This window comes from Streptomyces pallidus (ex Mingjun et al. 2026) (genome assembly GCF_051550185.1).
Taxonomy (GTDB): Bacteria; Actinomycetota; Actinomycetes; order Streptomycetales; family Streptomycetaceae; genus Streptomyces.
On record NZ_CP196181.1, the window covers coordinates 2237746 to 2262888 of the forward strand.

The 25143-nt window shown below is 73.4% G+C and carries 14 protein-coding genes; 4 read left to right on the forward strand and 10 right to left on the reverse strand.

The window, feature by feature from the left end; all coding sequences use genetic code 11:
• Positions 1-14: 14 nt before the first annotated feature.
• The 5 genes from ACSHWO_RS09480 to miaA form a co-directional block, all read right to left on the reverse strand.
• Positions 15-1457 (reverse strand): M1 family metallopeptidase, encoded by a 1443-nt coding sequence (locus ACSHWO_RS09480; RefSeq protein ID WP_438311136.1) that lies wholly within the window; start codon positions 1455-1457, stop codon positions 15-17.
• 213 nt (positions 1458-1670) lie between these two features.
• On the reverse strand, positions 1671-3767 hold the full coding sequence (locus ACSHWO_RS09485; RefSeq protein ID WP_438311138.1) for a RelA/SpoT family protein: 2097 nt from the start codon (positions 3765-3767) through the stop codon (positions 1671-1673).
• Between the two features lie 140 nt (positions 3768-3907).
• Positions 3908-4783, reverse strand: coding sequence for a diaminopimelate epimerase (gene dapF, locus ACSHWO_RS09490; RefSeq protein WP_385844045.1), 876 nt, complete (start codon positions 4781-4783; stop codon positions 3908-3910).
• A gap of 82 nt (positions 4784-4865) precedes the next feature.
• Positions 4866-5378 carry a hypothetical protein gene (locus tag ACSHWO_RS09495; RefSeq protein ID WP_438319028.1) on the reverse strand — a complete coding sequence of 171 codons (513 nt, stop codon included), beginning with the start codon at positions 5376-5378 and terminating at the stop codon, positions 4866-4868.
• A 131-nt stretch (positions 5379-5509) separates the two neighbouring features.
• On the reverse strand, positions 5510-6448 hold the full coding sequence (miaA, locus tag ACSHWO_RS09500) for a tRNA (adenosine(37)-N6)-dimethylallyltransferase MiaA (protein WP_361093952.1): 939 nt from the start codon (positions 6446-6448) through the stop codon (positions 5510-5512).
• 138 nt (positions 6449-6586) lie between these two features.
• On the opposite strand from miaA, the gene ACSHWO_RS09505 reads away from it, so the two are divergent.
• Complete coding sequence (locus ACSHWO_RS09505; RefSeq protein ID WP_385844051.1) at positions 6587-6832, forward strand: antitoxin; 246 nt, start codon at positions 6587-6589, stop codon at positions 6830-6832.
• 66 nt (positions 6833-6898) lie between these two features.
• Here ACSHWO_RS09505 and ACSHWO_RS09510 read toward each other — a convergent pair whose 3' ends face one another.
• Positions 6899-7618, reverse strand: a complete 720-nt coding sequence (locus ACSHWO_RS09510; RefSeq protein WP_438311141.1) for a hypothetical protein — start codon at positions 7616-7618, stop codon at positions 6899-6901.
• Positions 7619-7746: 128 nt separating this feature from the next.
• The gene (miaB, locus tag ACSHWO_RS09515) at positions 7747-9267 is read right to left on the reverse strand and encodes a tRNA (N6-isopentenyl adenosine(37)-C2)-methylthiotransferase MiaB (protein WP_385844061.1); all 1521 of its coding nucleotides are present in this window, start codon (positions 9265-9267) and stop codon (positions 7747-7749) included.
• A 675-nt stretch (positions 9268-9942) separates the two neighbouring features.
• Between miaB and ACSHWO_RS09520 the strand changes: the two genes are divergently transcribed.
• Genes ACSHWO_RS09520 through ACSHWO_RS09530 form a run of 3 tightly spaced genes read left to right on the forward strand, consistent with a single transcriptional unit; the run spans position 9943 to position 13734 of the window.
• A complete protein-coding gene (locus tag ACSHWO_RS09520; RefSeq protein ID WP_438311144.1) occupies positions 9943-10773 on the forward strand; it encodes a pyridoxal phosphate-dependent aminotransferase in 831 nt (276 codons plus the stop codon).
• 36 nt (positions 10774-10809) lie between these two features.
• Positions 10810-11892, forward strand: coding sequence for a cupin domain-containing protein (locus tag ACSHWO_RS09525; protein ID WP_438311146.1), 1083 nt, complete (start codon positions 10810-10812; stop codon positions 11890-11892).
• 27 nt (positions 11893-11919) lie between these two features.
• Entirely contained in the window at positions 11920-13734 is a 1815-nt protein-coding gene (locus tag ACSHWO_RS09530) for a pyridoxal phosphate-dependent decarboxylase family protein (RefSeq protein WP_438311148.1), read from the forward strand.
• Here the strand turns inward: ACSHWO_RS09530 and ACSHWO_RS09535 are convergent.
• Genes ACSHWO_RS09535 through ACSHWO_RS09545 form a run of 3 tightly spaced genes read right to left on the reverse strand, consistent with a single transcriptional unit; the run spans position 13728 to position 24718 of the window.
• The gene (locus tag ACSHWO_RS09535) at positions 13728-14555 is read right to left on the reverse strand and encodes a methyltransferase domain-containing protein (RefSeq protein WP_438311150.1); all 828 of its coding nucleotides are present in this window, start codon (positions 14553-14555) and stop codon (positions 13728-13730) included. The genes ACSHWO_RS09530 and ACSHWO_RS09535 overlap by 7 nt on opposite strands.
• A 33-nt stretch (positions 14556-14588) precedes the next feature.
• Positions 14589-16949, reverse strand: a complete 2361-nt coding sequence (locus ACSHWO_RS09540; RefSeq protein ID WP_438311152.1) for an ATP-binding cassette domain-containing protein — start codon at positions 16947-16949, stop codon at positions 14589-14591.
• A gap of 8 nt (positions 16950-16957) precedes the next feature.
• A complete protein-coding gene (locus tag ACSHWO_RS09545) occupies positions 16958-24718 on the reverse strand; it encodes an amino acid adenylation domain-containing protein (RefSeq protein ID WP_438311155.1) in 7761 nt (2586 codons plus the stop codon).
• Between the last annotated feature and the right edge of the window lie 425 nt (positions 24719-25143).

A 25143-nucleotide genomic window follows, 5' to 3' on the forward strand; every position in this document is an offset into this window, starting at 1 on the left:
CCGCTCCTGCCGGGTCACACGCTTTTCGGTCCGCTCCATTCCGGATGGCCGGGCATCGCCGGCGTCGTCTTTCCGTACAGCCAGGGCTCCAGGAAGGCCTTCAGGTCCCGTCCGGCCACCTCGGAGGCCATGCGGACGAAGTCCTGCGTGCCCGCGACGGAGTCCCGGTGCTCGGTGACCCAACGCCGCTCCAGCCGCTCGAAGGCGGCCGCGCCCATCTCCTGCCGCAGCGCGTAGAGGATCAGGGCGGCCCCGTCGTAGACAGCGGGCCGGAAGAGTCCGATCTTCTCGCCGGGGGCGGCCGGCTTGGGCGCCGCCGGGGGCCCGCCGGCCGCGCGCCACTGGTCAGAGCGCTGGTACGCCTCGCGCATGCGCCGCTCCAGGGAGTACGTGCCGAGGCCGTCGGCGTACAGGGCCTCGTACCAGGTGGCGTGTCCCTCGTTGAGCCAGAGGTCGGACCAGGTGCGCGGGGTGACGCTGTTGCCGAACCACTGGTGGGCGAGCTCGTGGACCATGACGGCCTCCACGTACCACTCGGGGTAGCCCTCGCCGGAGAAGATGCCGCTCTCGAAGAGGGAGAGGGTCTGCGTCTCCAGCTCGAAGCCGGTCCGGGCCTTGGCGATCAACACCCCGTACGTCTCGAAGGGGTAGCGGCCGACGCGCTTCTCCATCCACTCGACGTGTCCCGGAGTCTTCTTCAGCCAGGGTTCGAGTCGTTCTCGGTCGGCGGCGGGGACGACGTCCCGCAGGGGCAGTCCGTGCGGCCCGGTGCGCTCGACGACGGCCGAGTCGCCGATGGACACCTGGGCGAGCTCGGTGGCCATGGGGTGCAGGGTCCGGTACGTCCACGTGGTCCCGCCCGTCGCGCTGCGGGCCGGGAGAGCGCCCTGCAGGCCGTTGGCGACGGCCGTGAGCCCGGCCGGGGTGGTGATCCGGAAGGTGAAGTACGCCTTGTCGGCGGGGTGGTCGTTGCAGGGGAAGACGCGGTGGGCGGCGTCGGCCTGGTTGGCCATGGCGAGGCCGTCCTCGGTGGGCACCCAGCCGCCGTCGGCGATGCCGCGCGGGTCGCTGGTGTGCCTGACGGTGATGTGCAGCGGGATGCCCGGGACCACCGGGGAGGCGGGGGTGAGCACGAGGTCCTCCCCGGCGCTCTCGAAGCGTGCCGGCTGCCCGTTGACCTCGGCGGAGGCGACCGTGCCGTGGGTGAAGTCGAGGTTGATCCGCTCCAGCGGCGCCTGGGCGCGGGCGTCGATCGTCGTGACCGCGTCGAGGGGGGTCGTGTTGTCCCGGTAGGTGAGGGACAGGTCGTACGCGAGGACGTCGTACCCGGGGTTGCCCAGCTGGGGGAAGAGCACGTCGCCGATGCCCAGCGGCGGCGGGGGCAGCGCGGCGGCGGTGAGGGTGAGGGAGGCCGCGGCGAGCAGGGCGGCGCGCAGGCGCGGGGAGGTGAGCTGCATCCCCCACCGCATACCAGCGCGCGCCGCCCGCCCGGGTACGGCGCGCGACGGGTCCACCCGAACGGGGCCTTCCGGCCCCGGCCCGGCCGCCGTGCGGCGGACTCCCCCGCCCGGCGGTCGCGCCCCGTCACTCGCCGGGCCCGCGCTGCGCCGACTCCGGCTCCGATTCCGGCCCCGCCTCCCGGCTCCCGGCTCCCGGCTCCCGGCTCCGCCCTACGCCCGGGCCACGTCGTAGACCCCCGGCACGTCCCGCATCGCCCGCATCAACGCCGGCAGCACGCACGCGTCCGGCAGCTGGAGGGTGTAGGTGTGCCGGACCCGCTGCTCGACGGGCGGTTCCACGGTCGCCGAGACGACCTCGACCCCTTGTCGGGCGATGGCCTCGGTCAGGTCGGCCAGCAGGTGCGGGCGGCCGAACGATTCCGCGGTCAGGGTGACCCGGCAGTCCGCGGTGGCCCGCCAGTGCACGGCGACCGAGGTGCGGCCCAGCGAGCGCATCTGGGCCACGGAGGCGCACTCGACGCGGTGGACGGTGACGGCCCCGCCCCGGACGACGAACCCGGCGATCTCGTCGGGCGGCACGGGCGTGCAGCAGCCGGCGAGCCGCACGGGGGCGTCGGGCAGGTCGGCCACCGCGTTGCCGCCGCCGCCCCGGACCCCGACCACCGACAGCGGGGCCCGGGCGGGGGTGGGGGCGGGGGTGTCCCCGTCGGGGTGGTCCCGGAGCCAGCTGCCGATGGCGATCCGGGCGGCCTGGGTCTTGGCGTGTCCCAGCCATTCGGCGGCGGGACCGGAGGAGGCGTCCTGGGCGAGGAGCAGCTGCACGGTGTCACCGTCGGACAGCCGGGTGCCCAGGGAGGCGAGGCGCCCGTTGACCCGGGCGCCGATACAGCCGTGGGCGGTCTCCCCGTACTGGGCGTAGGCGGCGTCGATACAGGTGGCGCCGGCGGGCAGGCCGAGCGTGCCGCCGTCGGCGCGGAAGACAGTGATCTCCCGGTCCTGGGCGAGTTCGGCGCGCAGCCCGCTCCAGAAGGCGTCGGGGTCGGGGGCGGAGCGCTGCCAGTCGAGCAGCCGCGCCAGCCAGCCGGGCCGGGTGGGGTCGACGCGTTCCTCGTCGCCGTCACCGCCGTCCACTGCGGCCGCGGCGGTGGTGGTGGCGGTGGCGTACGGGTTGCCGAGTGCGATCACCCCGGCTTCGGCGACGCGGTGCATCTGGCGGGTGCGGACGATGACCTCGGCGACGTACCCGTCGGGGGTGGCGACGGCGGTGTGCAGGGACTGGTAGAGGTTGAACTTCGGGGCGGCGATGAAGTCCTTGAACTCCGAGATGACCGGGGTGAAGCAGGTGTGCAGTTCCCCCAGCACCCCGTAGCAGTCGGCGTTCTCGCCGACGAGGACGAGGATGCGGCCGAAGTCGGAGCCGCGCAGCTCGCCGCGTTTGAGGGCGACGCGGTGGACGGATACGAAGTGTCGGGGCCGCACCTGGACCTCGGCGGCGATGCCCGCGTCGCGCAGGACGGCCCGTACGGACTCGGCGATGCCGGGCAGCGGGTCGGCCTCGCCGGCGTGGGCCGCGATGAGGGCGCGGGTGCGCTCGTACTCCTCGGGGTGCAGGATCGCGAAGACGAGGTCTTCCAGTTCGGTCTTCAGGGCCTGTACGCCGAGCCGTTCGGCGAGCGGGATGAGCACGTCCCGGGTGACCTTGGCGATGCGGGCCTGTTTCTCGGGGCGCATCACGCCGAGGGTGCGCATGTTGTGCAGCCGGTCGGCGAGTTTGATGGACATGACGCGGACGTCGTTGCCGGTGGCGACGAGCATCTTGCGGAAGGTCTCGGGCTCGGCGGCCGCCCCGTAGTCGATCTTCTCGACCTTGGTGACGCCGTCGACGATGAAGCACACCTCGTCCCCGAACTCGGCGCGGACCTGATCGAGGGTCACGTCGGTGTCCTCGACGGTGTCGTGGAGCAGGGAGGCCGTCAACGTGGTGGTCTCGGCGCCGAGTTCGGCGAGGATCAGGGTGACGGCGAGCGGGTGTGTGATGTACGGCTCACCGCTCTTGCGCATCTGGCCGCGGTGCGAGGACTCCGCGAGCACGTACGCGCGGCGCAGGACGGACAGGTCCGCGGTGGGATGGTGGGCGCGGTGCGCCTCGGCCACATGGCCGATGGCGTCGGGCAGCCGGTCCCGGGGCGTTGGCCCGAGGAGGGCAGCGCGCCCGAGTCGGCGCAGGTCAATGCGGGTCCGGCCCCGTCTGCGGAGCTCGGGGCGCGCTTCGGGACGTGCTTCGGGGTTCGTGGCCTCTGCACTCATGGGCACCTCCGGCGGCTTCGACCGGCTGCGGTGGGCATGGGGTGAGCCCTCAGGGCCGGTGTCTGATGCTACCGGCCCCACCACGTGGCGCAGTCCGCCTCTCGCTGAGCGTGAAACGGATCACCCATGAGAGGGAATCTTCAGGCGAAGACCGTTTCGGTCAGCCAGGCGGGGTCCAGCTCCCCCGCCGCCACGATCACGGCCGGTCCGGTCATGTCGATCCGGCCGTCGGGGTGCTCGGTGATCAGGAGGGTGCCGCCGAGGAGGTCCACGGTGTAGGTGACGGGCTGCCCGGTGACGGCCGGGTCGGCGCCGTCGCGGCGGATGGCGGCCACGGCGACGGCGCAGGCGCCGGTGCCGCAGGAGCGGGTCTCGCCGGAGCCGCGCTCGTGGACGCGCATGGCGACGTGCCGGGGGCCGCGGTCGATGACGAACTCGACGTTGACGCCGGCCGGGTAGACCTCGGCGGGGCTGTACCGGGGCGGGTCCAGCAGCCTTCCGGCGTGGTCGAGGCTGTCGACGAAGGCGACGGCGTGCGGGTTGCCCATGTTCACGTTGCGGGCGGGCCAGGCGCGCTCGCCGACGACGACGGTGACCTGCTCCTCCGGAAGGGCGGCGCGGCCCATGGAGACCGTGACGTCGCCGCTCTTGTCGAGGTGCACCTGCTTGATGCCGCCGCGGGTGGCGACGGCGAGGTCGCCGGGTTCGACGTGCCCGGCGTACTGCAGGTAGCGGGCGAAGACGCGGACGCCGTTGCCGCACATCTCGGCGACGGAGCCGTCGCTGTTGCGGTAGTCCATGAACCACTCGGCCTCGTCGGCCAGGTGCGCGGCCTCGGGGTGGGCGGCGGAACGGACGACGTGCAGCACTCCGTCCGCGCCGATCCCGGCGCGCCGGTCGCACAGCTTCACGACGGCGGCGGCGGACAGGTCGACGGTGTTGTCCGGGTCCGGGACGATCACGAAGTCGTTCTCGGTGCCGTGGCCCTTGAGGAAGGAGAGGCTGGTCTGCGTCACGTGCCCATCGTACCGAGGGGGTTTCCTACGGGCCGCCGGGCAGGGCCGCCACACGCCGCTCGGGTGCCACGGGAGCCGGGCGCTACCGGAGCCGGGCCACCCGGTAGACCGCGAGGCCTACGACGGCCAGCACGACCAGGGCGTACAGCGCGGCCATGCGCCAGTCGGGGCGGCGGCCGCTGCCCCGGGGCGGGAGACCGGGCCAGGTGTAGCCGACGCGGCGGGCGGCCATCATGCCCCAGCCGGCCGCGCAGCAGCTGATCAGGAAGCCGAGCATGGCGACCACGGCTCCGCCGTCGCCGAACTCGAAGGCAAGGGGGAAGGCGAACATCAGCGAGCCCGCGGCGGCCAGCATCACGATCGGGGCGATCTGCCAGATCCGCAGCCGACGCTGCGGGCGCAGCTCGACCTCGAACTCGGGGCCGCCGGGGTCCTCGCCCTCGGCGGAGCCGGAGACGTCAGGGCCGTCGGAGGTCAGCCGGGCAGGGTCGGCGGGCAGCCCGAGCTCTTCGGGGACGGCGGGATCGCCGAGGACCGCGGGGTCCGTCGTCCCCCGCGTCCCGTCCCGCCCGGTGTCACGAGGGCCGGCCTCCATCGCCACGCGCCCTCCCCACTCGGACTTCGCACGTTGCCGTTCACCGCCGGTGACCACACCCGCGGAATTTGATGATGGCACGGCCCGGGGCCCCGAACGCGCGCGCGGGGCGTCCCGATGCCATCACGTGATCAGGCTGTAACCGCTCGTTCGACCAACGACTGCGCGAGTCCGGGGAGTTCCCTGCGGTCCGCGGCGGCTCCGCTGAGCCAGTGGACACGGGGGTCCCGGCGGAACCAGGAGTCCTGGCGGCGGGCGAACCGCTTGGTGGCCCGGACCGTCTCGGCCCTCGCCTCGTCCTCGGTGCACTCCCCGGCCAGGGCGGCCAGCACCTGCTGGTAGCCCAGCGCCCTGGAGGCGGTGATCCCCTCGCGAAGGCCGCGGGCCTCCAGGGTCCGGACCTCGTCGACGAGCCCGTCCTCCCACATCCGGTCCACGCGCCGCGCGATCCGCTCGTCGAGCTCCGGGCGGGCCACGTCGACGCCGATCTGGACGGTGTCGTACACGGACTCGTGGCCGGGCAGGTTGGCGGTGAACGGCTTCCCGGTGATCTCGATGACCTCCAGGGCGCGGACGATGCGGCGGCCGTTGCTCGGCAGGATCGCCTGCGCCGCGGCCGGGTCGGCGGCGGCGAGCCGGGCGTGCAGGACGCCGGGGCCGCGCTCGGCGAGCTCCTCCTCCAGCCGGGCGCGGACGTCGGGATCGGTGCCGGGGAACTCCATGGCGTCGAGGGCGCCGCGGACGTACAGCCCGGATCCGCCGACGAGGACGGGGGTGCGGCCCTGCGCGAGCAGCTCGTCGATCTCGGCGCGGGCCAGGCGCTGGTACTCGGCGACGCTGGCCGTCTCGGTCACGTCCCAGATGTCCAGGAGGTGGTGCGGAACCCCGCCGCGCTCTTCTTCCGTCAGTTTGGCGGTGCCGATGTCCATCCCGCGGTAGAGCTGCATGGAGTCGGCGTTGATCACTTCGCCGTCGAAATGGCGGGCCAGGGCCACGCCCAGGTCGGACTTTCCGGCCGCGGTGGGGCCGACGACGGCGATGACCGGCGGGGTGGGGGCTGCTTTGCTCACCGCCCCAGTCTCGCAAACCGTCCGGCTCCCACCCGATCGCGGCCGGTCCGGGCGGAACTTCACCCGCACGAGTAGCGTTGGAAGAAATGAAGATGGGGGTGTTTGACCGGTTTTTCAACCGCCACGGGAAGGTGATCCATGGGCCTGCTGGACACACTGAAGGCCAAGCTCGCTCCGGCGAAGGAGAAGGTCGGCGACCTCGCCCACAAGAACGAGGGCAGGATCGGCGAGGGTCTGGACAAGGTCGCGAAGGCCGTGGACTCGAAGACGCACGGCAAGTACAGCGACAAGCTCGCGTCCGGGACGGGCAAGGCGAAGGAAGCCCTGGGCAAGATCGCGCACAAGGACGCCCCCGGCGGGCATACGCCGCCGCCCGCCTCCTGACCGCGGTGCCGGTGAGGGGCGCGGGCCGAGGCGCCCCTGTCCCGCACCCGCCGCCGGGTGCGCCCGCTAGGACCAGGTGGCGACGAAGTAGCCGACGCCGTACGGGGCGTCCTCGTACAGCAGTCGCCCGCCCAGGCCCGCGCCCTCGGCCGCGCCGGCCAGCACCTGCCAGGGGGCCCGGCCGGCGGCCTGGAGTTCACGGGCGAGGCCGGCGTCGAGGGCGGCGAGCGCGGCGGTGTCGGCGTCGGCGAGGGCGCGCGCGGCGCAGGCGTCGAAGGGGGCGGCGCGCTCGTCCAGGTAGCCGGGGGCCTTCACGGTCCGGCAGGCGCTGCCGTCGCCCATGACGAGGAGGGCGACGCGGTCGGCGCGCGCGGCGAGTTCACGGCCCGCGTCGAGGCAGCTGGCGGTGTCGAGGGCCTCGGGCACGGCGAGCGCTTCCAGGGGTGCGGCGCCCCAGCGTGCGTGGTCGAGGAGCCAGGCCCCGACGGCCAGGGCCGGTGGCAGTTGCCGCGCACCCGCAGCGCCGTCCCGCCCCCCGTCTCCGAGGCGTACGTCGACCCCGACGCCGAAGCGCCGGAAGCTGCCGCGGGCACCCTGCCGGTATGCCCCGGCTTCCGCTTCCTCGGCGGCGCCCACGACGACCAGCAGGTCGGGGCGGGAAGCGGCGAGCACCGCGAGGGCGTCGGAACAGGCGGTGCGGGCGTCGCCGAGTTCGGCGGCGGCCCCCGCGGCGACCTCGGGCACGAGGAGCGGCGGGGCGGGGCAGACGGCGGCGGCTACGAGCATGATCCGCAGCCTAGTGCTGTGACCGGAAAGGTTCACCACCCCGCGACGTCCGGCGCGGCACCAGCCGTCGGCAGCGCCCCGCCACTGCCGGGCGGGGCGGCTGCAGGCGGCTGTCGCCGCAGACGGGCTCAGCCGGTGACGCCGCAGGACGGGGTCGACGCCGGCAGCGGGGCGGGGACGCCCAGCGTGGGGATGCCGAGCATGACGCCCTGCGGCTGCGCCGGGGCGGCGTTGCGCTTCTCCCAGGCGTCGCCGGCGCGGGTGCGCCGCACGGACTGAGTGGGGCCCTCGGCGAGGAGGTGGTGCGGGGCCGCGTAGGTGATCTCCACGGTGACGACGTCGCCGGGGCGGACGTCCTCGTCGGGCTTCGTGAAGTGGACCAGGCGGTTGTCGGGGGCGCGGCCGGACAGGCGGTGCGTGGCGCCGTCCTTGCGGCCCTCGCCCTCCGCGACCATGACCTCCAGGGTGCGGCCGACCTGCTTCTTGTTCTCCTCCCAGGAGATCTCCTCCTGGAGGGCCACCAGGCGCATGTAGCGATCCTGGACGACCTCCTTGGGGATCTGTCCCTCCATGTCGGCGGCCGGGGTTCCGGGGCGCTTGGAGTACTGGAAGGTGAAGGCGCTGGCGAAGCGCGCCTCGCGGACCGTGTGCATGGTCTGCTCGAAGTCCTCCTCGGTCTCGCCGGGGAAGCCGACGATGATGTCGGTGGAGATCGCGGCGTGCGGGATGGCGGCGCGGACCTTCTCGATGATGCCGAGGAAGCGCTCCTGGCGGTACGAGCGGCGCATCGCCTTCAGCACCCGGTCCGAGCCGGACTGCAGCGGCATGTGCAGTTGCGGCATGACGTTCGGGGTCTCGGCCATGGCCGCGATCACGTCGTCCGTGAAGTCGCGCGGGTGCGGGGAGGTGAAGCGGACCCGCTCCAGGCCCTCGATCTGCCCGCAGGCGCGCAGCAGCTTGGAGAAGGCCTCGCGGTCGCCCAGGTCGGATCCGTAGGCGTTGACGTTCTGGCCGAGCAGGGTGATCTCGGAGACGCCCTCGCCGACCAGGGCCTCGATCTCGGCGAGGATGTCACCGGGGCGGCGGTCCTCTTCCTTGCCGCGCAGGGCCGGGACGATGCAGAAGGTGCAGGTGTTGTTGCAGCCGACGGAGATCGAGACCCAGGCGGCGTAGGCGGACTCGCGGCGGGTCGGCAGCGTGGAGGGGAAGGCCTCCAGCGACTCGGCGATCTCGATCTGCGCCTCTTCCTGGATGCGGGCGCGCTCCAGGAGGACGGGCAGCTTGCCGATGTTGTGGGTGCCGAAGACGACGTCGACCCACGGGGCCTTCTTGACGATCGTGTCGCGGTCCTTCTGCGCCAGGCAGCCGCCGACGGCGATCTGCATGCCGGGGCGCTTGGTCTTCATCGGGGCGAGCCGGCCGAGGTTGCCGTAGAGCTTGTTGTCGGCGTTCTCCCGGACGGCGCAGGTGTTGAACACCACGACGTCGGCGTCGCCGTCCGAGCCCTCCGGGGCCCGGGTGTAGCCCGCCTCTTCCAGCAGTCCGGAGAGTCGCTCGGAGTCGTGCACGTTCATCTGGCACCCGTAGGTGCGCACCTCGTATGTTCCCTTGACGTCCACTGCCGTGCTCCGGTCGCTGCTGCTGGTCATGGAACAAGGGTAGGTGCTGCCGGGGAGGGCCCACTGCCGCAGCCCGTCCCGGCCCCGGCGCAGCCGCGCGGGCAGGCCGCCCGCGACCGGCGCGGGCCCCGCACGGCGCACTCCCTTCGCGGCGCGGTTTCCGAATGCGCGGAATGCGTTCCGCCGACCGAAACGTTTTCCCCGTCACACGAAATGAAACCCTGGAGGATTTTAGGATGTTCACGGCCACGCAGGGGTGTTGTGTGAAGGTTGCGCAATTCGGCGCCGACCCGTAACACTGTGCGCAACACCCCCGCCGCGGGTGGCCCATCGAATCGGCAGTGCGCTGAATTCGGCGGCACCGGCGTGGATCTGTGCAAGAAATTGAGCACCCCCATTCCGCCTCCATCGGCAGGCGTGACGTCACTGTGATGCGAGATAGGTTGCCCCATGCCTCGTAGAATGCCCAGGCAGGCAAGGGAGTCCGTTCTTTCCCTGGGGTTCCTGGGCCCGTCCGGACCAAGGCCGGAAAGCCTCGGATTCGTCGACCTCCGCTCCAACGAGAACCCCTTCGCCGGGCGGTACCGCCGTTATCCGGAACACTCGCCGGATTTCCTCGCACCCCTCTATCTGGCGGCGCTCGAGGTCCTCGATCCGCCCCCGCCCCGCGCGGAGGACGGCGGCGGTCGCCACCTGCAGGCGGACGTGGCCATCACCCGTGGGGCCACGGAGGCGCTGGACCTCCTCCTGAGGGCGCTGTTCGAGCCGGGCAGGGACGCCGTGGCGGTCACGTGGCCGAGCTTCGGCTCCTTCGAGCAGTTCGCGGCGCTGCACGGCGTGACGCGGCACCGGCTGCCGCTGGGCGGCGTGCGCTACGACCGGCTCGACGTCGATCGGCTGCTGTCGCTCCCGGTCAAGGGGATCTACCTCTGCAACCCCAACAACCCCACCAGCACCTGCCTGGACGCGGACGACCTGGCCCTGCTGCTGGACCGGTTCGACGGCATCGTGATCGTCGACGAGACCTACGCCGAGTTCACCGGCCGGCCCTCCCTCGCCCACCGGCTGGGTTCCCATCCGGGTCTGGTCTCGGTGAGGTCCATGTCGAAGGCGCTGGGCATGGCGGGCCTGCGGCTCGGAGCGGTCCTCGGGGCACCGGACCTCATCGGGGCGGTGCGCCGGGTCCGGCCGCCGTTTCCCGTGCCCGGCCCGGTGGCCGAGGCCGCCGCCGCGGAATTGGCCGACCCCGCGCAGCTCGTGTCGCGGGTCGCCTCCTGCGTGGCGGAACGCGACCGGCTGGCGAGAGAGCTCGCCGACTGCCCGGGCGTACGGGACGTTTTCGCCGACGCCGGATTCGTGACCGTCCGACTGGCCGACCAGGACGCCGTCCTGGCGGAACTGGACGCCTCCCGCATCGCCGTGCACGCCGAGCCGGAAGGCTGGCGCGGATTCCTTCGGATCTCCGTCGGAACACCTCAGGAAAACGCTCTGCTGCTTTCCGCCATCCGGCGCAGCGACCGACGTTCCCACCTCTGATTCCCCTGTCCCCCCTCCACAGGAAAGCAGGCAGACATGACCGACGCGCTCACCCTCGACAGGCCACGACTGGACACCGACGTCGTGACCGTCCGGCGCAAGGACATCCGGGCGATCTCCTCCGTCATGGTCGACGGGAAGTCCCACCATCTCGGGGAGCAGCGCGACTTCCGGCGCAACGACCTCCTGGCCGGCTTCGTCCCGGAGGCGGGCCGGCTGTCGCTGGCCTGGGTGCGCCTGGCCGACGGCGAACAGCTGGACGTCCACCAGCATCCGACCAAGTCGATGATCCTGGTCTGCAAGGGCTCGGTGCGCCTCCTCGGGGACCAGGAGGAAGAGCTGGCCGAGGGGGACACCGTCGTGGTCCCCCCGGGCGCCCGGCACGGGTTCGTCACCAGGCCGGGTGAGGAGTTCCAGGGGCTTTCGGTGCAGTTCGAGGGCAGCGGGCTCTACGAGGAGGAGTCGGCGCCGCGCGTCGAGTTCACCGGCGCGGCCGCGTCCCTGGTCGACCTGGAGCAGTACAACGCCGAGCGGCTGGACGCGTTCGGCAAGCACCACATGTTCGACCTGTTCGACAGCGGTCGGGTGGGGGCGGACCCCGAGATGCGCGACCGCTTCGTCTCCGCGCTCTACGTCTGGGCGGTGTACTTCCAGCGCATGCTCTACGCACGGCAGGCGGTCTGCTCCGACCCGCAGCTGCGCGAGGTCTACGCGGGCCACCTGCGGGAGGAGTTCGGCCACGACGTGCTGCTGAAGGAGCAGAACGGCATCAGCGAGACGGTCTACGACCCCATGCTGGAAGCCGTCGGCAACTGGTTCGTGATGCAGATGCACGGCGCGGACGAGGCGGCGAAGATCGTGGTCGTCCACATGGTCATCGAGTCGTCCTGCGCGGTGTTCGGCGAGCGCACCGGGGCGGCCTTCACCGACGGGTCCGCGGCCGACACCTCCTACTTCGACCTGCACTCGGAGGTGGACGAGGACCACCGGGAGCTCGGCCGCGAGCACCTCCGCGGGCTGTCCGCCGACCAGTACGCCCGGCTGCGGCAGGTCTGCGGCCAGGCGTGGGACCAGCTCGACCTGCTCTTCGACCGCATCGCCGCCCACATGGTGCGCTGAGCCGCCGATCCGGACGGAGGGGAGCCGATGCGGCACGCACACGGGGATGCGGGCCTGTTCCCGCACCCGGACAACCGCGACACGTTCGTCGAACTGCTGCGGCACGTCACCGACGACTACTACCGCTGGCACACCCGGTGTGCGCAAGCGGCCGCACCGGCTCCGCCCGTGCCCGACGGCAGGTCCGGCGGGCACGGCTCCGCCGGGCCGTCCGAGAGCATGAAGACCGTAGGCGACCTGGTCCGCGAGCTCTCGGGGCGGCTCGCGCGGGAGTCGACCCCGTTCCCCTCACCGCTGTACCTGGCCCACATGACCACGGACCTCCCGGTGGCGGCGAGCCTGGCCCATCTCTGCGCGATGCTCTACAACCCCAACAACGTCACACCGGAAGTCGCCCCGGTCACCACCGAGCTCGAACACGAGGTGTCCGCGGACCTGTGCCGCCTGATCGGGTACGCCCCGGGCACCGGTTGGGCGCACCTGTCGTCCGGCGGTCACGCCGCCAACTACGAGGCCGTGTGGATCGCGCGGAACCTGCGCAGCCTGCCCGCCGCGGTGGCGGCCCACCCCGCCGCCCGCGACCTCGTCGCCGGGGTGCCCCCGGTCGTCCTGGCCAACATGCCGGTCCCCCGCGTCCTCGACCTCGTCGAGGCCCTGGCCGGGCGCGGGCTCCTGTCCGAGGTCGCGCGGCTGGCCGCCGCACGGCGGCGTGAGGCGGACACCGCCGGCACGCTCCTGCTCGCCCGCAGCGCCCACTACGCCTGGGACAAGTGCGCCGACCTGCTCGGGCTGGGACCGCAGGACGTGGAGCCGGTGGGGCTGACGCCCGAGCACCGGTTGGACGTGCACGCGCTGGGTCGGCGCGTGCGGGACCTGCTGGAGCGGGGCCGCCCGATCCTGGCGGTGATCGCCATGTGCGGGAGCAGCGGAGAGGGCGCCGTCGACGACCTGGACGCCGTCCTGCGGCTGCGGGCCGATTGCGAGCGGCGCTTCGGGGCGTCGTTCTACGTCCACGTCGACGCCGCCTTCGGCGGGTACTGCCGCAGTCTGTGGCTGGAAGCCGACGGCGGGATGGCGCCCTACGACGATCGGCCGCTGGGCGGCAGCGGAGCCCGTATGAAGCCGGAGGTCCACGCGGCGTTCCGGGCGCTCCCCGGGGCCGACTCGGTCACCGTGGACCCGCACAAGAGCGGACACACCCCGTACCCCGCGGGCAGCCTGGTGCTGCGCGACCGGCGGGCCGTCGCCCTCGTGGCCCGGGAATCGGCGTACTTCGGCCACGGGGACGGCAGCCGCCTCCCCTTCGGTCCGCACACGCTCGAAGGGGCGCGGCCCGGAGCCGCGGCGGCGGCCGTCTGGGCGGCGCACCGGCAGATCGGGCTGCACGCCGACGGTTACGGCCGCCTGCTGGGCGGGTGCATCGCAACGGCGCAGCGCCTGCACGAGCGGTTCTCACCGGCCCGTCGGCCCCGGCCCTCCGGGACGGCCGCCGCGGACCCCCGGATCGTCAGCTGTTTCCCACCGGACCTGAACATGATCAACCTGGCGGTCGGTCCGGTGGACGCCGACGGCGGCGGGGGCGGGTCCCCGGCGGACGCCGCCGGCCGCCGGGTGCTCGAATCGATCCTCGCCGAGGCCGCCTCGGCACCGCTGACCAGCCTCTACGTCTCCGGGAACACCCTCACCGGCCGCTCTCGGCCCGGAGAGCGGGAGCAGGTGCTGCGGCTGTGCCTGATGAAGGGGCTCGGGTCAGGGGCCCTGGACACGGTGGCGCGGAGTCTGGAGGCCGCCGTGTCCAGGGCCCTGGGCCCGGACCGTCCTGGCGTTCCCGCCGTTCAGTGACGGTGGGCGACGACGAAGAGGCGCCGGAACGGGAAGAGCGTGCGCCCGTCGGGGAGTGACGGGTACGCCGCGCGCAACCGGTCCAGGTAGGAGCTGCGGAAGGCACCGAACTCCGCGGCGGACAACCCGTCGATGACGGGCCGCAGACCGGCGGCCTCGACCCAGCTCCACACCGGGTCGGGGCCGCTCAGCACGTGCAGGTACTCGGTGCTCCAGACGTCCGGTTCGACGCCGGGACCCGCGAGCAGGCCGTAGTAGCCCGCCGCGTCCAGGGTGTGCACCCGGGAGAGCGCCGCGCGCAGCTCGGGCGGACCCAGCGGCGCTCCTCCCGGCCCTCCGTCCTCCAGCGTCCGAAGGATCAGGCGGAACCACGGCGTGTGGTGGAACACCGGCATCTGCAGCGCCAGTGCACCGCGGGGGGCGAGGTCGCCGGCCAGGCGCCGCAGGACGGCGCCGTGGTCGGGAACCAGGTGGAACAAGGAGTTGGCGAACAGCAGGTCGGGACGGCGCCCGGGGCGCCACGAGCCGATGTCCTCCCGGTGCAGGAACGCCGCGGGCGCCGTTCCGGCCGCCGTTCGCAGCATGTCCGCGGAGCTGTCGACACCGTGCACCTCGGCGCCGGGGAACCGTTCGGTCAGGAGTCGGGTGATGGTGCCGGGGCCGCACCCGATGTCGTACACGACGGAGGGGGGAGCGTCGAACCGGACCCGGTCCAGCAGCTCCAGGGCGGGCCGCAGCCGGTGTTCCGGGAACCGCAGGTACAGCTGCGGGTCCCAGCTGGTGGCGGCCCGTGGGGGTTCGTGGGTGTGCAGGGCGGTCATGGTCATCCGTTCGCTGGGCGGTGCGGTCTTGCGTCAGGCGGATACGAGCCGGCCGGCCTGGAGCCTCCAGAGACCGGCATAGGTGCCGTCGCGCGCCAGGAGTTCGCCGTGGGTCCCCTGCTCGGTCACCCGGCCGCCCGTGCCCAGGACGTAGATCCGGTCGGAGCCCCGGACGGTGGACAGCCGGTGCGCGATGATGATCAGGGTGCGGTTGGCCCCGAACTTCTGGAGGGCGTCTTGGATGGCGGCCTCGGTCTCGTTGTCGACCGCGGACGTGGCCTCGTCGAGGATCACGACCGGGGGGTCGCGCAGAACGGCCCGGGCCAGCGCGATGCGCTGGCGCTGCCCGCCGGACAGTGCGGCACCGCGTTCTCCGACCGGGGTGTCGTAACCGTGGGGCAGTGCGTCGATGAAGTCGTGCGCCCCTGCGGTGCGGGCGGCTGCGGCGAGCTGCTCGTCGGTGGCGTCGAAGGTGCCGTAGCGGATGTTCTCCGCGATCGTGGCGTCGAACAGGAACGGCTCCTGGGAGACGTAGCCGATCGTGCGGCGCAGATCGGGCAGTGCGAGGGTGCGGACGTCCGTGCCGTCGAGCAGTACCCCGCCCTGGCTGGGGTGGCGGAACCCCATCAGCAGTTTGGCGATGGTGGTCTTGCCGGCGCCGGTCGTGCCGACGATGCCGATGGTCTGGCCGGCGCCGACCGTCAGGGATGTGCCGCGCAGCGCCGGAGGGCGTCCCGGGTAGGCGAACGCGACCTTCCGCAGCTCGATCTTCCCCTTGACCTGCTGTGCGGGCAGCGGGCGGCCGCCGTCGGCGGCGCGCTCCTGCGGCAGGTCGTGCAGGTACTGCACGCGGTCCAGGGCCGTGAGGGTGCGCTGGTACTGGTCGGTGACGCTGCCGAGGCGGTTCAGCTTCGCGAGGGCGTTGCCCGGCATTTCGATCAGCGGGCCGAACGCCACGCCGGACAGCGTGCCCGACAGCACGGCCTTGCCTCCCAGCAGGAGGGTTCCGACCAGGGCCGAGCAGGCGGACAGCCGCAGGACCTGGGTGCGGGCCGCCGCGCTGCGGTCGGTGCACCGGTTGAGCTCGCGGTAGTCACGGCTCAGCTCGGCGACGCGCCCCCGCTCGTGGTCCTCGGCGCAGGCGGCCTTGATGGTGGTGTGGGCCTGGAGGTTCTCGGCCATGCGGCCGTTCAGCCGGGCGCGCCGCTCGCCGGAGGCACCGTGGTCGGCGATCGCCCGCCTGTGGAACCGGAAGGACAGCCAGGTGACGAGCGGGACCGGGGCGAAGGCGACCCAGGCGATCTTCGGGGCGAGCAGCAGGTAGACGGGGACGAGCACCGCGAAACTGGTCGCGAGCTGGACGACCTCGTGCAGGTTGGTGCTGACGAAGGAGCCCATCTGGCCGATGTCCTCGGTCAGCACCGAGGTGATCCGGCTGGTGCGCTCGTTCTCCAGATCGGCCGGCGCCAGGCGCTGTACGTGGTCGTAGGTGCGCGTGCGCCAGTCGTCCTCCACGGTCTGCCCCAGCCGTCGCCAGCTGACGTCGGCCTGGTAGCCCAGGGCGGCCATGGCGGCGCAGGCCAGCCCGGCGGCGCCGGCGAGGGCCGACAGCTGGGCCGCGGTGCTCGCCAGGCCCCACTGCGCCAGGGTCGAGCTTCCGCCCCGGGCCAGCACCAGGATGATCGAGGGGACGAGGGCGTACATCGCCATCTCCGCGAACTGGGCCAGTACGGAGAGGAACGTCGCCGCGCGGAGCTGCCGCTTGTGCTTGCCGATGATGCGCCGCAACGGACGCTCGCGCGGAGGTGCACCCGCCGGTCGTGGTGCGCGGTGGAACTGCCGCCACGCCCGTCTGACCACGATCGCCGTCGCCGTGGCGGCCAGTCCCAGGCTGACCACGGGGTTGGCGAGCAGCTTCAGCCCGGCCGTGGCGAAGGCGGCGAGGCCGGCGACGGTCGCGAGGGCGGCGCCCTTGGTCACGGCCGTGGAGGGGACGCTGCGCCGGGTCGGCGCGGCGCGTCCGTCCGGGCCCGGACGGCCCGCCGTGCCGGCGCGTGAGGAGCCGCGGGCGGCGTGCGCCTCGGCCCGCATCAGGCCGCGGGCGACGGCCACGTGCACGCGCAGGGCGATGTGCCGGGCGGCGGTGCGGGGGTCGTGCACCACGAGCAGCCGGCCGGTGACCGGGTTCACGCGTGCTCCGGTGATCCCGTCGTCCTCGGCGAGGAGGTCTTCGATCAGGCGGGCGAGGGAGGGCCTGCCCGTGACCTCCGGGAAGTCCCAGCGCTGTCTGCCGGGGATCACCGATCGGGCGCGGAGCATTCCCCGGACGTCGGGAGGACGTGGCGTGGCCGTGGCGGTGGGGGTGGCGGTGGGCAGGGGTACCAGCAGGGACATGGCGGCGGTCACCGGTTTTCGGAGGGGAGGGGGCGCAGCGGCGCCGAGCGGTGGTCGAGACGGCTCATCGGGAGGTGGGGGGAGCGTGCGACCGCGGCCAGCAGCCGCACCCAGCGGGCGAAGAGGTCGCTGACCGTCCTCCGGTCGAACAGGTCGGTGTTGAAGCGGAACAGGCCGTCCATGCCGGCCGGGCTCCCGTCCGCCCCTTCTCGTTCGGTCAGGCCGAGGCAGAGCGGGTCATGGGCCGTGCCGGTGCCCACGTCGACTTCGCTCACGTGCAGTCCGGGCGGGTCGAAGTGGTCCTGGGGGGTGTTCTGCAGGATCAGCATGACGTGGTAGAGGGCGCCGGGGGCGCCGAGCGCCTCCGCCAGCTGGAGGAAGTGCAGGTCCTGGTGGGCGTAGGCGCCGAGGGCGGTCTCGCGGACCTGTTCCAGGAGCTCGACGAAGGCGGGGTCGCCGGAGGTGTCCGTCCGCAGCACCAGGAGGTTGGCGACGAAGCCCACGAGGTCGTCGAGGGCCTGGTCGGTGCGGCCGGCGACGGGGATGCCGACGACGATGTCGGGACCGGCGCCCAGCTCGGTGAACACGGCGGCGAGGGCGGCGTGCAGCACCATGAACATGCTGGTCCCGGTGGTGCGGGCCAGTTCGGCCAGCTGCGCGTGCAACGCGGCGTCGATGCTCACCCTGATGTGGTCGCCGCTGTGGGAGACGGCGGAGGAACCGGACCGGTCGTAGGGGAGCCGGAGTTCCTCGGGGGTGCCGGTGAGGCTCTTGGTCCAGTAGGCGAGTTGGCGGGCGGCGAGGCTGTCGGGGTCGGCGGGGTCGCCGAGGAGCTGCCGCTGCCACAGCGCGTAGTCGGCGTACTGGAGGGCCGGCGCCTGCCAGGACGGCGACCCGCCCCCGCACCGGGCGGTGTACGCGGTGGCCAGGTCACGCGTGAGCACCGCCACCGACCAGCCGTCCGCGGCGATGTGGTGCACGACCAGCAGCAACACGTGCTCACCGGCACCGACCGCGAACAGCTCGGCGTGCACGGGCGGTTCCACGGCCAGATCGAACCGATACCGGGCCCCCCGCGCCAACAGCCCGCCAAGACCCTCCCCGTCCGTACGGGTGACCGCAAGCGTGAACGGCTCCCCCGACACCGGCAGCACCCGCTGGCACGGCACCCCGTCGACCTCCCCGAACACCGTCCGCAAGGCCTCGTGCCGGGCCACGACGTCCGCCAGCGCCGCCTCCAACGCCCCACGGTCGAGATCACCGCTCAACCGCAACGCCAGCGGAATGTTGAACGTGGCGGTCGGCCCCTCTCCGCGGAAGAAGGACCACAGCCACTGCTGTCCGTAGGAGAGCGGCATCGGGTCGGGGCGCGGGCCCGGCACGGGGGCGGAGCGGACCCGCTGTGAGGCGCTGTCCAGCCGGCTCGCCAGTGCGGCGACCGTGGGGCTCTCGAAGAGCGTGCGCACGGTGAGTTCCGTGCCGAGGGTGGTGCGGATGCGGCTGGTGAGCCGGGTCGCGAGCAGGGAGTGACCTCCCAGGGCGAAGAAATCGTCGTCGGCGCCCACCACCGGCACATCCAGCACCTCGGCGAACAGACCCGCGAGGACCTGCTCCTCGGGCGTACGCGGTTCCCGACCACCACCCGTCGTGCCCTCCCCGTCCGGCGCGGGCAGCGCGGCCCGGTCCACCTTCCCGTTCGGCGTCAGCGGCAACGCCTCCAACACCACCACGGCCGAGGGCACCATGTGGGCCGGCAGGTACCGCCGGAGCCGCTCCCGCACGGCGGCCGTGTCACAGGTCCCCGGCCCCGCATCCGCCCCCGCGGGCACCACGTAGCCGATCAGGCGCACGTCGCCGGAGCGCCCCTCCCGTGCGGCGACAGCGGCATGGGCCACCCCCGGGCAGGCGGCCAGGGCCGCCTCGACCTCCCCGAGCTCGACGCGGAATCCCCGCACCTTGACCTGGCCGTCCGCCCGTCCCACGAATTCCAGCTGCCCGTCGGCGCGCCACCGGGCGAGGTCCCCGGTCCGGTACATCCGGGACCCCGCCGGACCGAAGGGGTCCGCCACGAACCGGCCCGCGGTCAGCCCCGGCCGGCGCAGGTACCCCCGCGCCAGACCCACCCCCGCCACGTACAGCTCACCGACCACCCCGGGCGGCACCGGCCGCAACAGCCCGTCCAGGACGTACGCCCGCGCGCCCGCGACCGGCCGCCCGAGGACCGGCTCCGCGCTGACGTCGAGCCGTGTGCGCACCGCGTCCACGGTGCACTCGGTGGGCCCGTACATGTTGTGGGCGGCGAGGCCCTCCACGGCCCGCAGCTCCTCCCACAGTCGGGCCGGCAGGGCCTCGCCGCCGAGCACGGCCACGCCCGGCCGCCACCGCTCGTCGGTGAACAGGCCCCGGTCGGCCAGGACGCGCATGTAGGAGGGGGTGACGTCGACGGAGTCGATCCGGTGCTGTACCAGCCACGCCGCGAACCGGGCCGCGTCCACCCAGGTGGCGGAGTCGGGCACGTGCAGCTCGTGGCCGTCCATGAGGGCCGCCAACTGGCCCCAGGAGGCGTCGAAGGACACCGAGGCGGTCAGCGCGACGCGCAGCCGGCGCCCGCCCGCCCGCTCCGCCGCCGGGGCGAAGACCTCGTCCCGGTACTGGAGGGCCAGGGCGGCCACGCTCGAATGCCGGGAGACGACGCCTTTGGGCTCGCCGGTCGAGCCCGACGTGTAGATCACGTACGCCGGATGGCCGGGCAGCAGCCCCGTGACCGGGTCGGAGGCCGGGAACGCCCGGAGCTTCGCGGTGGTCTCCGGGGCGTCGAGCAGCAGCCCGGGCAGGGCGGACCCGAAGTCGGCGGCGGCGGCCGCGGCGGTGTCCGTCAGCAGCAGTACGGGACGGGCGTCCCCGACCATGGCGGTGAGGCGCGCCGCCGGGTACTCCGGGTCCAGCGGAAGGTAGGCGGCGCCGGCCTTGAGCACGGCGAGGACGGCCACGACCAGGTTCGCCGAGCGCGGCAGGGCCAGGGCGACGACGTCCTCGGGCCCGACGCCGCGGTCGGTGAGGACGTGCGCGAGCCGGTTGGCGCGTGCGTTCAGTTCGGCGTACGTGAGGGTGGCGTCGGCGGCGACCACCGCCACCGCGTCCGGGGCGGCCAGCACCCGGTCCGCGAAGAGTTCCGGGAGGGTGCGCGCGGGCTGCTGCGCCGGCGCGGACGGTCCGGTGCCGGCGAGGAGGTGGCGCCGCTCGTCGTCCGACAGGACGTCGATGCGGCTGATGGGCCGGTCCGGATCCTGCACCGCTGCCGTGAGCAGGCGTACCCAGCGGTCGGCCAGGGTTCCGATCGTGGCCGCGTCGAACACGTCGCCGGCGTAGCCGAACGTTCCCGTCAGGCCGAGGCACCCGCCGCTGTCCGAGCGTCGTTCGGACAGCGCGATGTCCAGGTCGAACTTGGCCGATCCGGTCGGCACGGCCGTGGTGGAGACGGTCAGGCCGGGCAGCGCGAAGGCGCCGGCGTCAGCGGTGTCGACGGAGAGCATGATCTGGAACAGGGGATGCCGGGCCGGCGACCGCACCGGGTTGAGGGCTTCCACCAGGTGCTCGAAGGGCAGGTCCTGGTGGGCGTACGCGCCGAGGGCGGTCTCGCGGACCTGTTCCAGCAGCTCGACGAAGGCGGGGTCGCCGGAGGTGTCCGTCCGCAGCACCAGGCTGTTGACGAAGAAGCCCACGAGGTCGTCGAGGGCCTGGTCGGTGCGTCCGGCGACGGGGATGCCGACGACGATGTCGGTGCCGGCGCCCAGCCTGGTGAGCAGGGCGGCGAGGGCGGCGTGCAGCACCATGAGGACGCTGGTCCCGGTGGTGCGGGCCAGTTCGGCCAGCTGCGCGTGGAGCTCCCGGTCCAGCTCGAAGGCGACGGAGGCGCCGCGGTGCGAGGCCATGGCGGGCCGGGGCCGGTCGTAGGGGAGCCGGAGTTCCTCGGGGGTGCCGGTGAGGCTCTTGGTCCAGTAGGCGAGTTGGCGGGCGGCGAGGCTGTCGGGGTCGGCGGGGTCGCCGAGGAGCTGCCGCTGCCACAGCGCGTAGTCGGCGTACTGGAGGGCCGGCGCCTGCCAGGACGGCGACCCGCCCCCGCACCGGGCGGTGTACGCGGTGGCCAGGTCACGCGTGAGCACCGCCACCGACCAGCCGTCCGCGGCGATGTGGTGCACGACCAGCAGCAACACGTGCTCACCGGCACCGACCGCGAACAGCTCGGCGTGCACGGGCGGTTCCACGGCCAGATCGAACCGATACCGGGCCCCCCGCGCCAACAGCCCGCCAAGACCCTCCCCGTCCGTACGGGTGACCGCAAGCGTGAACGGCTCCCCCGACACCGGCAGCACCCGCTGGCACGGCACCCCGTCGACCTCCCCGAACACCGTCCGCAAGGCCTCGTGCCGGGCCACGACGTCCGCCAGCGCCGCCTCCAACGCCCCACGGTCGAGATCACCGCTCAACCGCAACGCCAGCGGAATGTTGTATGCGGCGCCCGGGCCCGCGAGCCGGTGGAGGAACCACAGTCGCCGCTGGGCGAACGACAGGGGCAGCGGGTCGGGCCGTTCCCGGGGGGCCAGGGCCGGCCGTGCCGTGGCCGTACGGTCCGAGCGGGTCGCGAGTGCGGCGACCGTGCGGGCCTCGAACACGTCACGCAAGGTCAGTTCCGCACCGAGAGTGGTCCGGATGCGGCTGACGAGCCGGGTCGCGAGCAGGGAGTGGCCCCCCAGGGCGAAGAAGTCGTCCTCGGCGCCCACCACGGGCACGCCCAGGAGCTCGGCGAACAACCCAGCGAGGACCTGCTCCGCCGGCGTACGGGGACCGCGGCCGCTCCCCGTGCCCTGCCCCCCGGGCACCGGCAGGGCTGCCCGGTCCACCTTCCCGTTCGGCGTCAGCGGCAACGCCTCCAACACCACCACGGCCGAGGGCACCATGTGGGCCGGCAGGACCCGTCCGAGGCGCTCCCGCACGGCAGCCGGGTCGCACGCCCCCTCACCCGACCCAGCACCTGCCCCGGCACCCGCCGGCACCACGTACCCGATCAGCCGCACATCGCCCGACGACCCCTCCCCCGCGGTCACGGCGGCGTGCGCCACCCCCGGGCACGCGGCCAGGACCGTCTCCACCTCGCCCAGTTCCACACGGAACCCGCGCACCTTCACCTGGCCGTCGGCGCGCCCCGCGAACTCCAGCCGGCCGTCGGCGCGCCACCGGGTGAGGTCCCCCGTCCGGTACATCCGGGACCCCGACGGACCGAAGGGGTCCGCCACGAACCGCTCCGCGGTCAGCCCCGGCCGGCGCAGGTACCCCCGCGCCAGGCCCACCCCCGCCACGTACAGCTCACCGACCACCCCGGGCGGCACCGGCTGCAACACGCCGTCCAGGACGTACGCCCGCGCGCCCGCGACCGGCCGCCCGATCGGGGGCGCGGAGTCGGAGGGCGTCAGCGGTTCGCTCATCGTCGCGCACACCGTGGCCTCGGTCGGCCCGTAGGCGTTGATCATGTGCCTGCCGCGGGCCCAGCGCGCCACCAGCCCGGGCGGACAGGCCTCGCCCGCCACCACCAGTGTCGCGAGCGAGGCGTCCGGTTCCGCAACGACGGCCAGCGCGGACGGCGGCACGGTCGCATGGGTGATGCGCAGCTCCGGATCGGTGAGGGCGGACAGGGGGTCGCCGTCCGGGACGAGCACCAGCGCGGCTCCGGACAGCAGGGCGGTGAACAGCTCCGACACGGAGGCGTCGAAGCTCGGCGAGGCGAACTGGAGCACCCTGCTGCGGGCGTCGATCGCGAACCGGTCGACCTGGACGGCGACCAGGTTGGCCATGCCGGAGTGGGTGACCGCCACTCCCTTGGGGCGGCCGGTGGACCCCGAGGTGTAGATCACGTAGGCGAGGTGCCGTGGGTCGACGTCGATGCCGGGATCTCCGTCGGGGAAGCCCGGACCCGGGTCCGCGACCGTCCGCGGATCGTCGATCACCGCGGCGGGGCGGGCGTCGGCGAGCATGTGCGCGATCCGCGCCGCCGGGTACTCGGGGTCCACCGGCAGGTAGGCGGCGCCCGCTTTGAGCACGGCCAGGACCGCCACCACCAGTTCCACCCCGCGCGGCAGCACGAGGGCCACCACGTCCTCCGCCCCGACGCCCCGGGCCGCCAGGGCGTGCGCGAGGCGGTTGGCCCGCGCGTTCAGCTCCCCGTAGGTCAGTGTGGTGCCGGCGGCCACCACCGCCACCGCGTCGCGGGAACCGGCCGCCCGGGCCTCGAACAGACGGGCCACGGGGGTCGCGGGGGTCCCGCCGGCGTCGCCGCCGAGCAGGTGCGCCCGCTCCTGCGGGGACAGCAGCTCGACACGGCCGATCGGCGTGTCGGGGTCGAGGTCCGCGAGGTCCGCCAGCAGGCGCAGCAACCGCTCCTGGTGGTCGGCCAGGTCCGCACGGCCGTGTACCTCGGGTGCGGCGTACAGCTCCATCCGGGGGGCGTCGCCGTCGCGGCGGTCCCGTACCGCGATCATCAGGTTGGCGCCCTGCTTGACCGAGACGGTGTGCGCGCTGCACCGGTGGCCGGCGAACGTGAAGTCGTAGTCGAACCTCGTGATGTTGACGAGGGGCGAGAACGCCGTGTCGACGCCGCCTGGCAGGCCGAGGTCACGGTGCAGGTCCTCGCCCCGGTAGCGTTGGTGGGCCACCGCCTCCCGCATCCGGTCGGCGACCTGTGACAGCAGGGCCCCCAGCGAGGTGCCGGGCCGTACCGACACCCGTACGGGGACGACGTTGGCCAACATGCCGGGCGTCGAGCGGGCGGCCTCGTCGGGTCGGGCTGCCACGATCAGCCCGACCGCCACGTCCTGTGCTCCCGTCAACCGGTACGCGTACAGCGCGACCGCGGCCACCACCAGCCGGGGCCAGGTGACGGCCGACCGGTGGGCCGCCGCTCGCAGCGCCTCCGGCCGGGGGAGCACCCGTGAGCCGGTCGTCCGGGCCCTGGGGACTCCCCCCGGCGGGACCTCCTCCGCCGCCGCGCCGGTACGTGCTGGCGCCGCGTCGGGCCGGCGGGGGATCGCGGTCGCCCCCGTCCACCCGGCCAGCCGCTCGAACCAGTACGCCCTGTCGGCCGCCGCGGCCGGTGAGGTGCGGTAGTCCAGGTCGGCGGCGACCATGGCCCGCAAGGGGCCGAAGGGGCAGGGGGCGGGCTGCCGCCCCGAGGCCAGGGCGGAGTACACCTCGGCCACCCGGCGGGCGATGAGGGCGAAGCCGAAGCTGTCGACCGCGGCGTGGTGGTAGGTGTGGCACCACCAGAACCGGTCCGGCGCCAGCCGGAGCAAGGCGAAGCTGAACAGCGGGCCGCGGGAGAGCTCCATCGGCCGGGCGAGGTCCGCGGCGGTCCATGAGCGTGCGGCCCGCTCCGGATCGGGCTCGTCGCCGACGTCGACCACGGGCAGTTCCCAGCGGACGTCCTGCTCCAGGACCTGCACCGGACCGTCCCCGCTGGGGACCAGGCGCACCCTCAGCGCATCGGTTTCCGCGACGACGCGGCGCAGGGCGGACTCGAACAGGGCCGGGTCGACCGGTCCCCGGACGTCCAGGTACTCGCCGATCCGCAGCCCCGCACCCGCCTCGGGCGTGCGCTGCTCCGCCATCCAGATCTCGCGTTGCGCGGCCGTCACGGCCAGCACCTCGGCCCGTGTGTCCGCCGGGTGCCCCCCGGCCGGGGCGGGCACGTCCAGATCGGAGAACTCGGCACGGGACAAGGGGAAACCTCCTGAAGACACCGGCGAATGCCTCGGGGTTTTCTAGCATTCAGGACGAGGAATGCATAAATGTAAAAAAATGAAGGGCGAGTCGATCGGGGCCCCCGCCTGCGTGGTGAGCACGCCGGGCCGCAGTCGAGCATCTCTTATGCACGGCGGGATATCACCCGGAGGAAGCAATCGCGGGCCGCACGGCCTTTGGCTCTACCACAGGCCCGACGGGCACAAACGGTTCTCCCGCAGCGGGTTCACTCGAAAACAGGGATTTCGCGTCTCCGCGGTGGAAGTTGGCCGGACGCCATGGCCGGGGTACGCGCTTATCGGCTAGCGTGCCGCACGCCGGCTGCGCAATCTCAGCACAGGGGCCGTACCCAAACACCCCCTTCTTTTTTGCACAAGTGGCCGCATCCCATCCCGCTGGCGAC

Excerpts from the sequence above, each read along its gene's own strand:
- ACSHWO_RS09480 (WP_438311136.1), bottom strand. The coding sequence starts at position 1,457 with ATGCAGCTCACCTCCCCGCGCCTGCGCGCCGCCCTGCTCGCCGCGGCC.
- ACSHWO_RS09485 (WP_438311138.1), bottom strand. The coding sequence starts at position 3,767 with ATGAGTGCAGAGGCCACGAACCCCGAAGCACGTCCCGAAGCGCGCCCC.
- ACSHWO_RS09495 (WP_438319028.1), bottom strand. The coding sequence starts at position 5,378 with ATGGAGGCCGGCCCTCGTGACACCGGGCGGGACGGGACGCGGGGGACG.
- ACSHWO_RS09505 (WP_385844051.1), top strand. The coding sequence starts at position 6,587 with ATGGGCCTGCTGGACACACTGAAGGCCAAGCTCGCTCCGGCGAAGGAG.
- ACSHWO_RS09510 (WP_438311141.1), bottom strand. The coding sequence starts at position 7,618 with ATGCTCGTAGCCGCCGCCGTCTGCCCCGCCCCGCCGCTCCTCGTGCCC.
- miaB (WP_385844061.1), bottom strand. The coding sequence starts at position 9,267 with ATGACCAGCAGCAGCGACCGGAGCACGGCAGTGGACGTCAAGGGAACA.
- ACSHWO_RS09525 (WP_438311146.1), top strand. The coding sequence starts at position 10,810 with ATGACCGACGCGCTCACCCTCGACAGGCCACGACTGGACACCGACGTC.
- ACSHWO_RS09530 (WP_438311148.1), top strand. The coding sequence starts at position 11,920 with ATGCGGCACGCACACGGGGATGCGGGCCTGTTCCCGCACCCGGACAAC.
- ACSHWO_RS09535 (WP_438311150.1), bottom strand. The coding sequence starts at position 14,555 with ATGACCGCCCTGCACACCCACGAACCCCCACGGGCCGCCACCAGCTGG.
- ACSHWO_RS09540 (WP_438311152.1), bottom strand. The coding sequence starts at position 16,949 with ATGTCCCTGCTGGTACCCCTGCCCACCGCCACCCCCACCGCCACGGCC.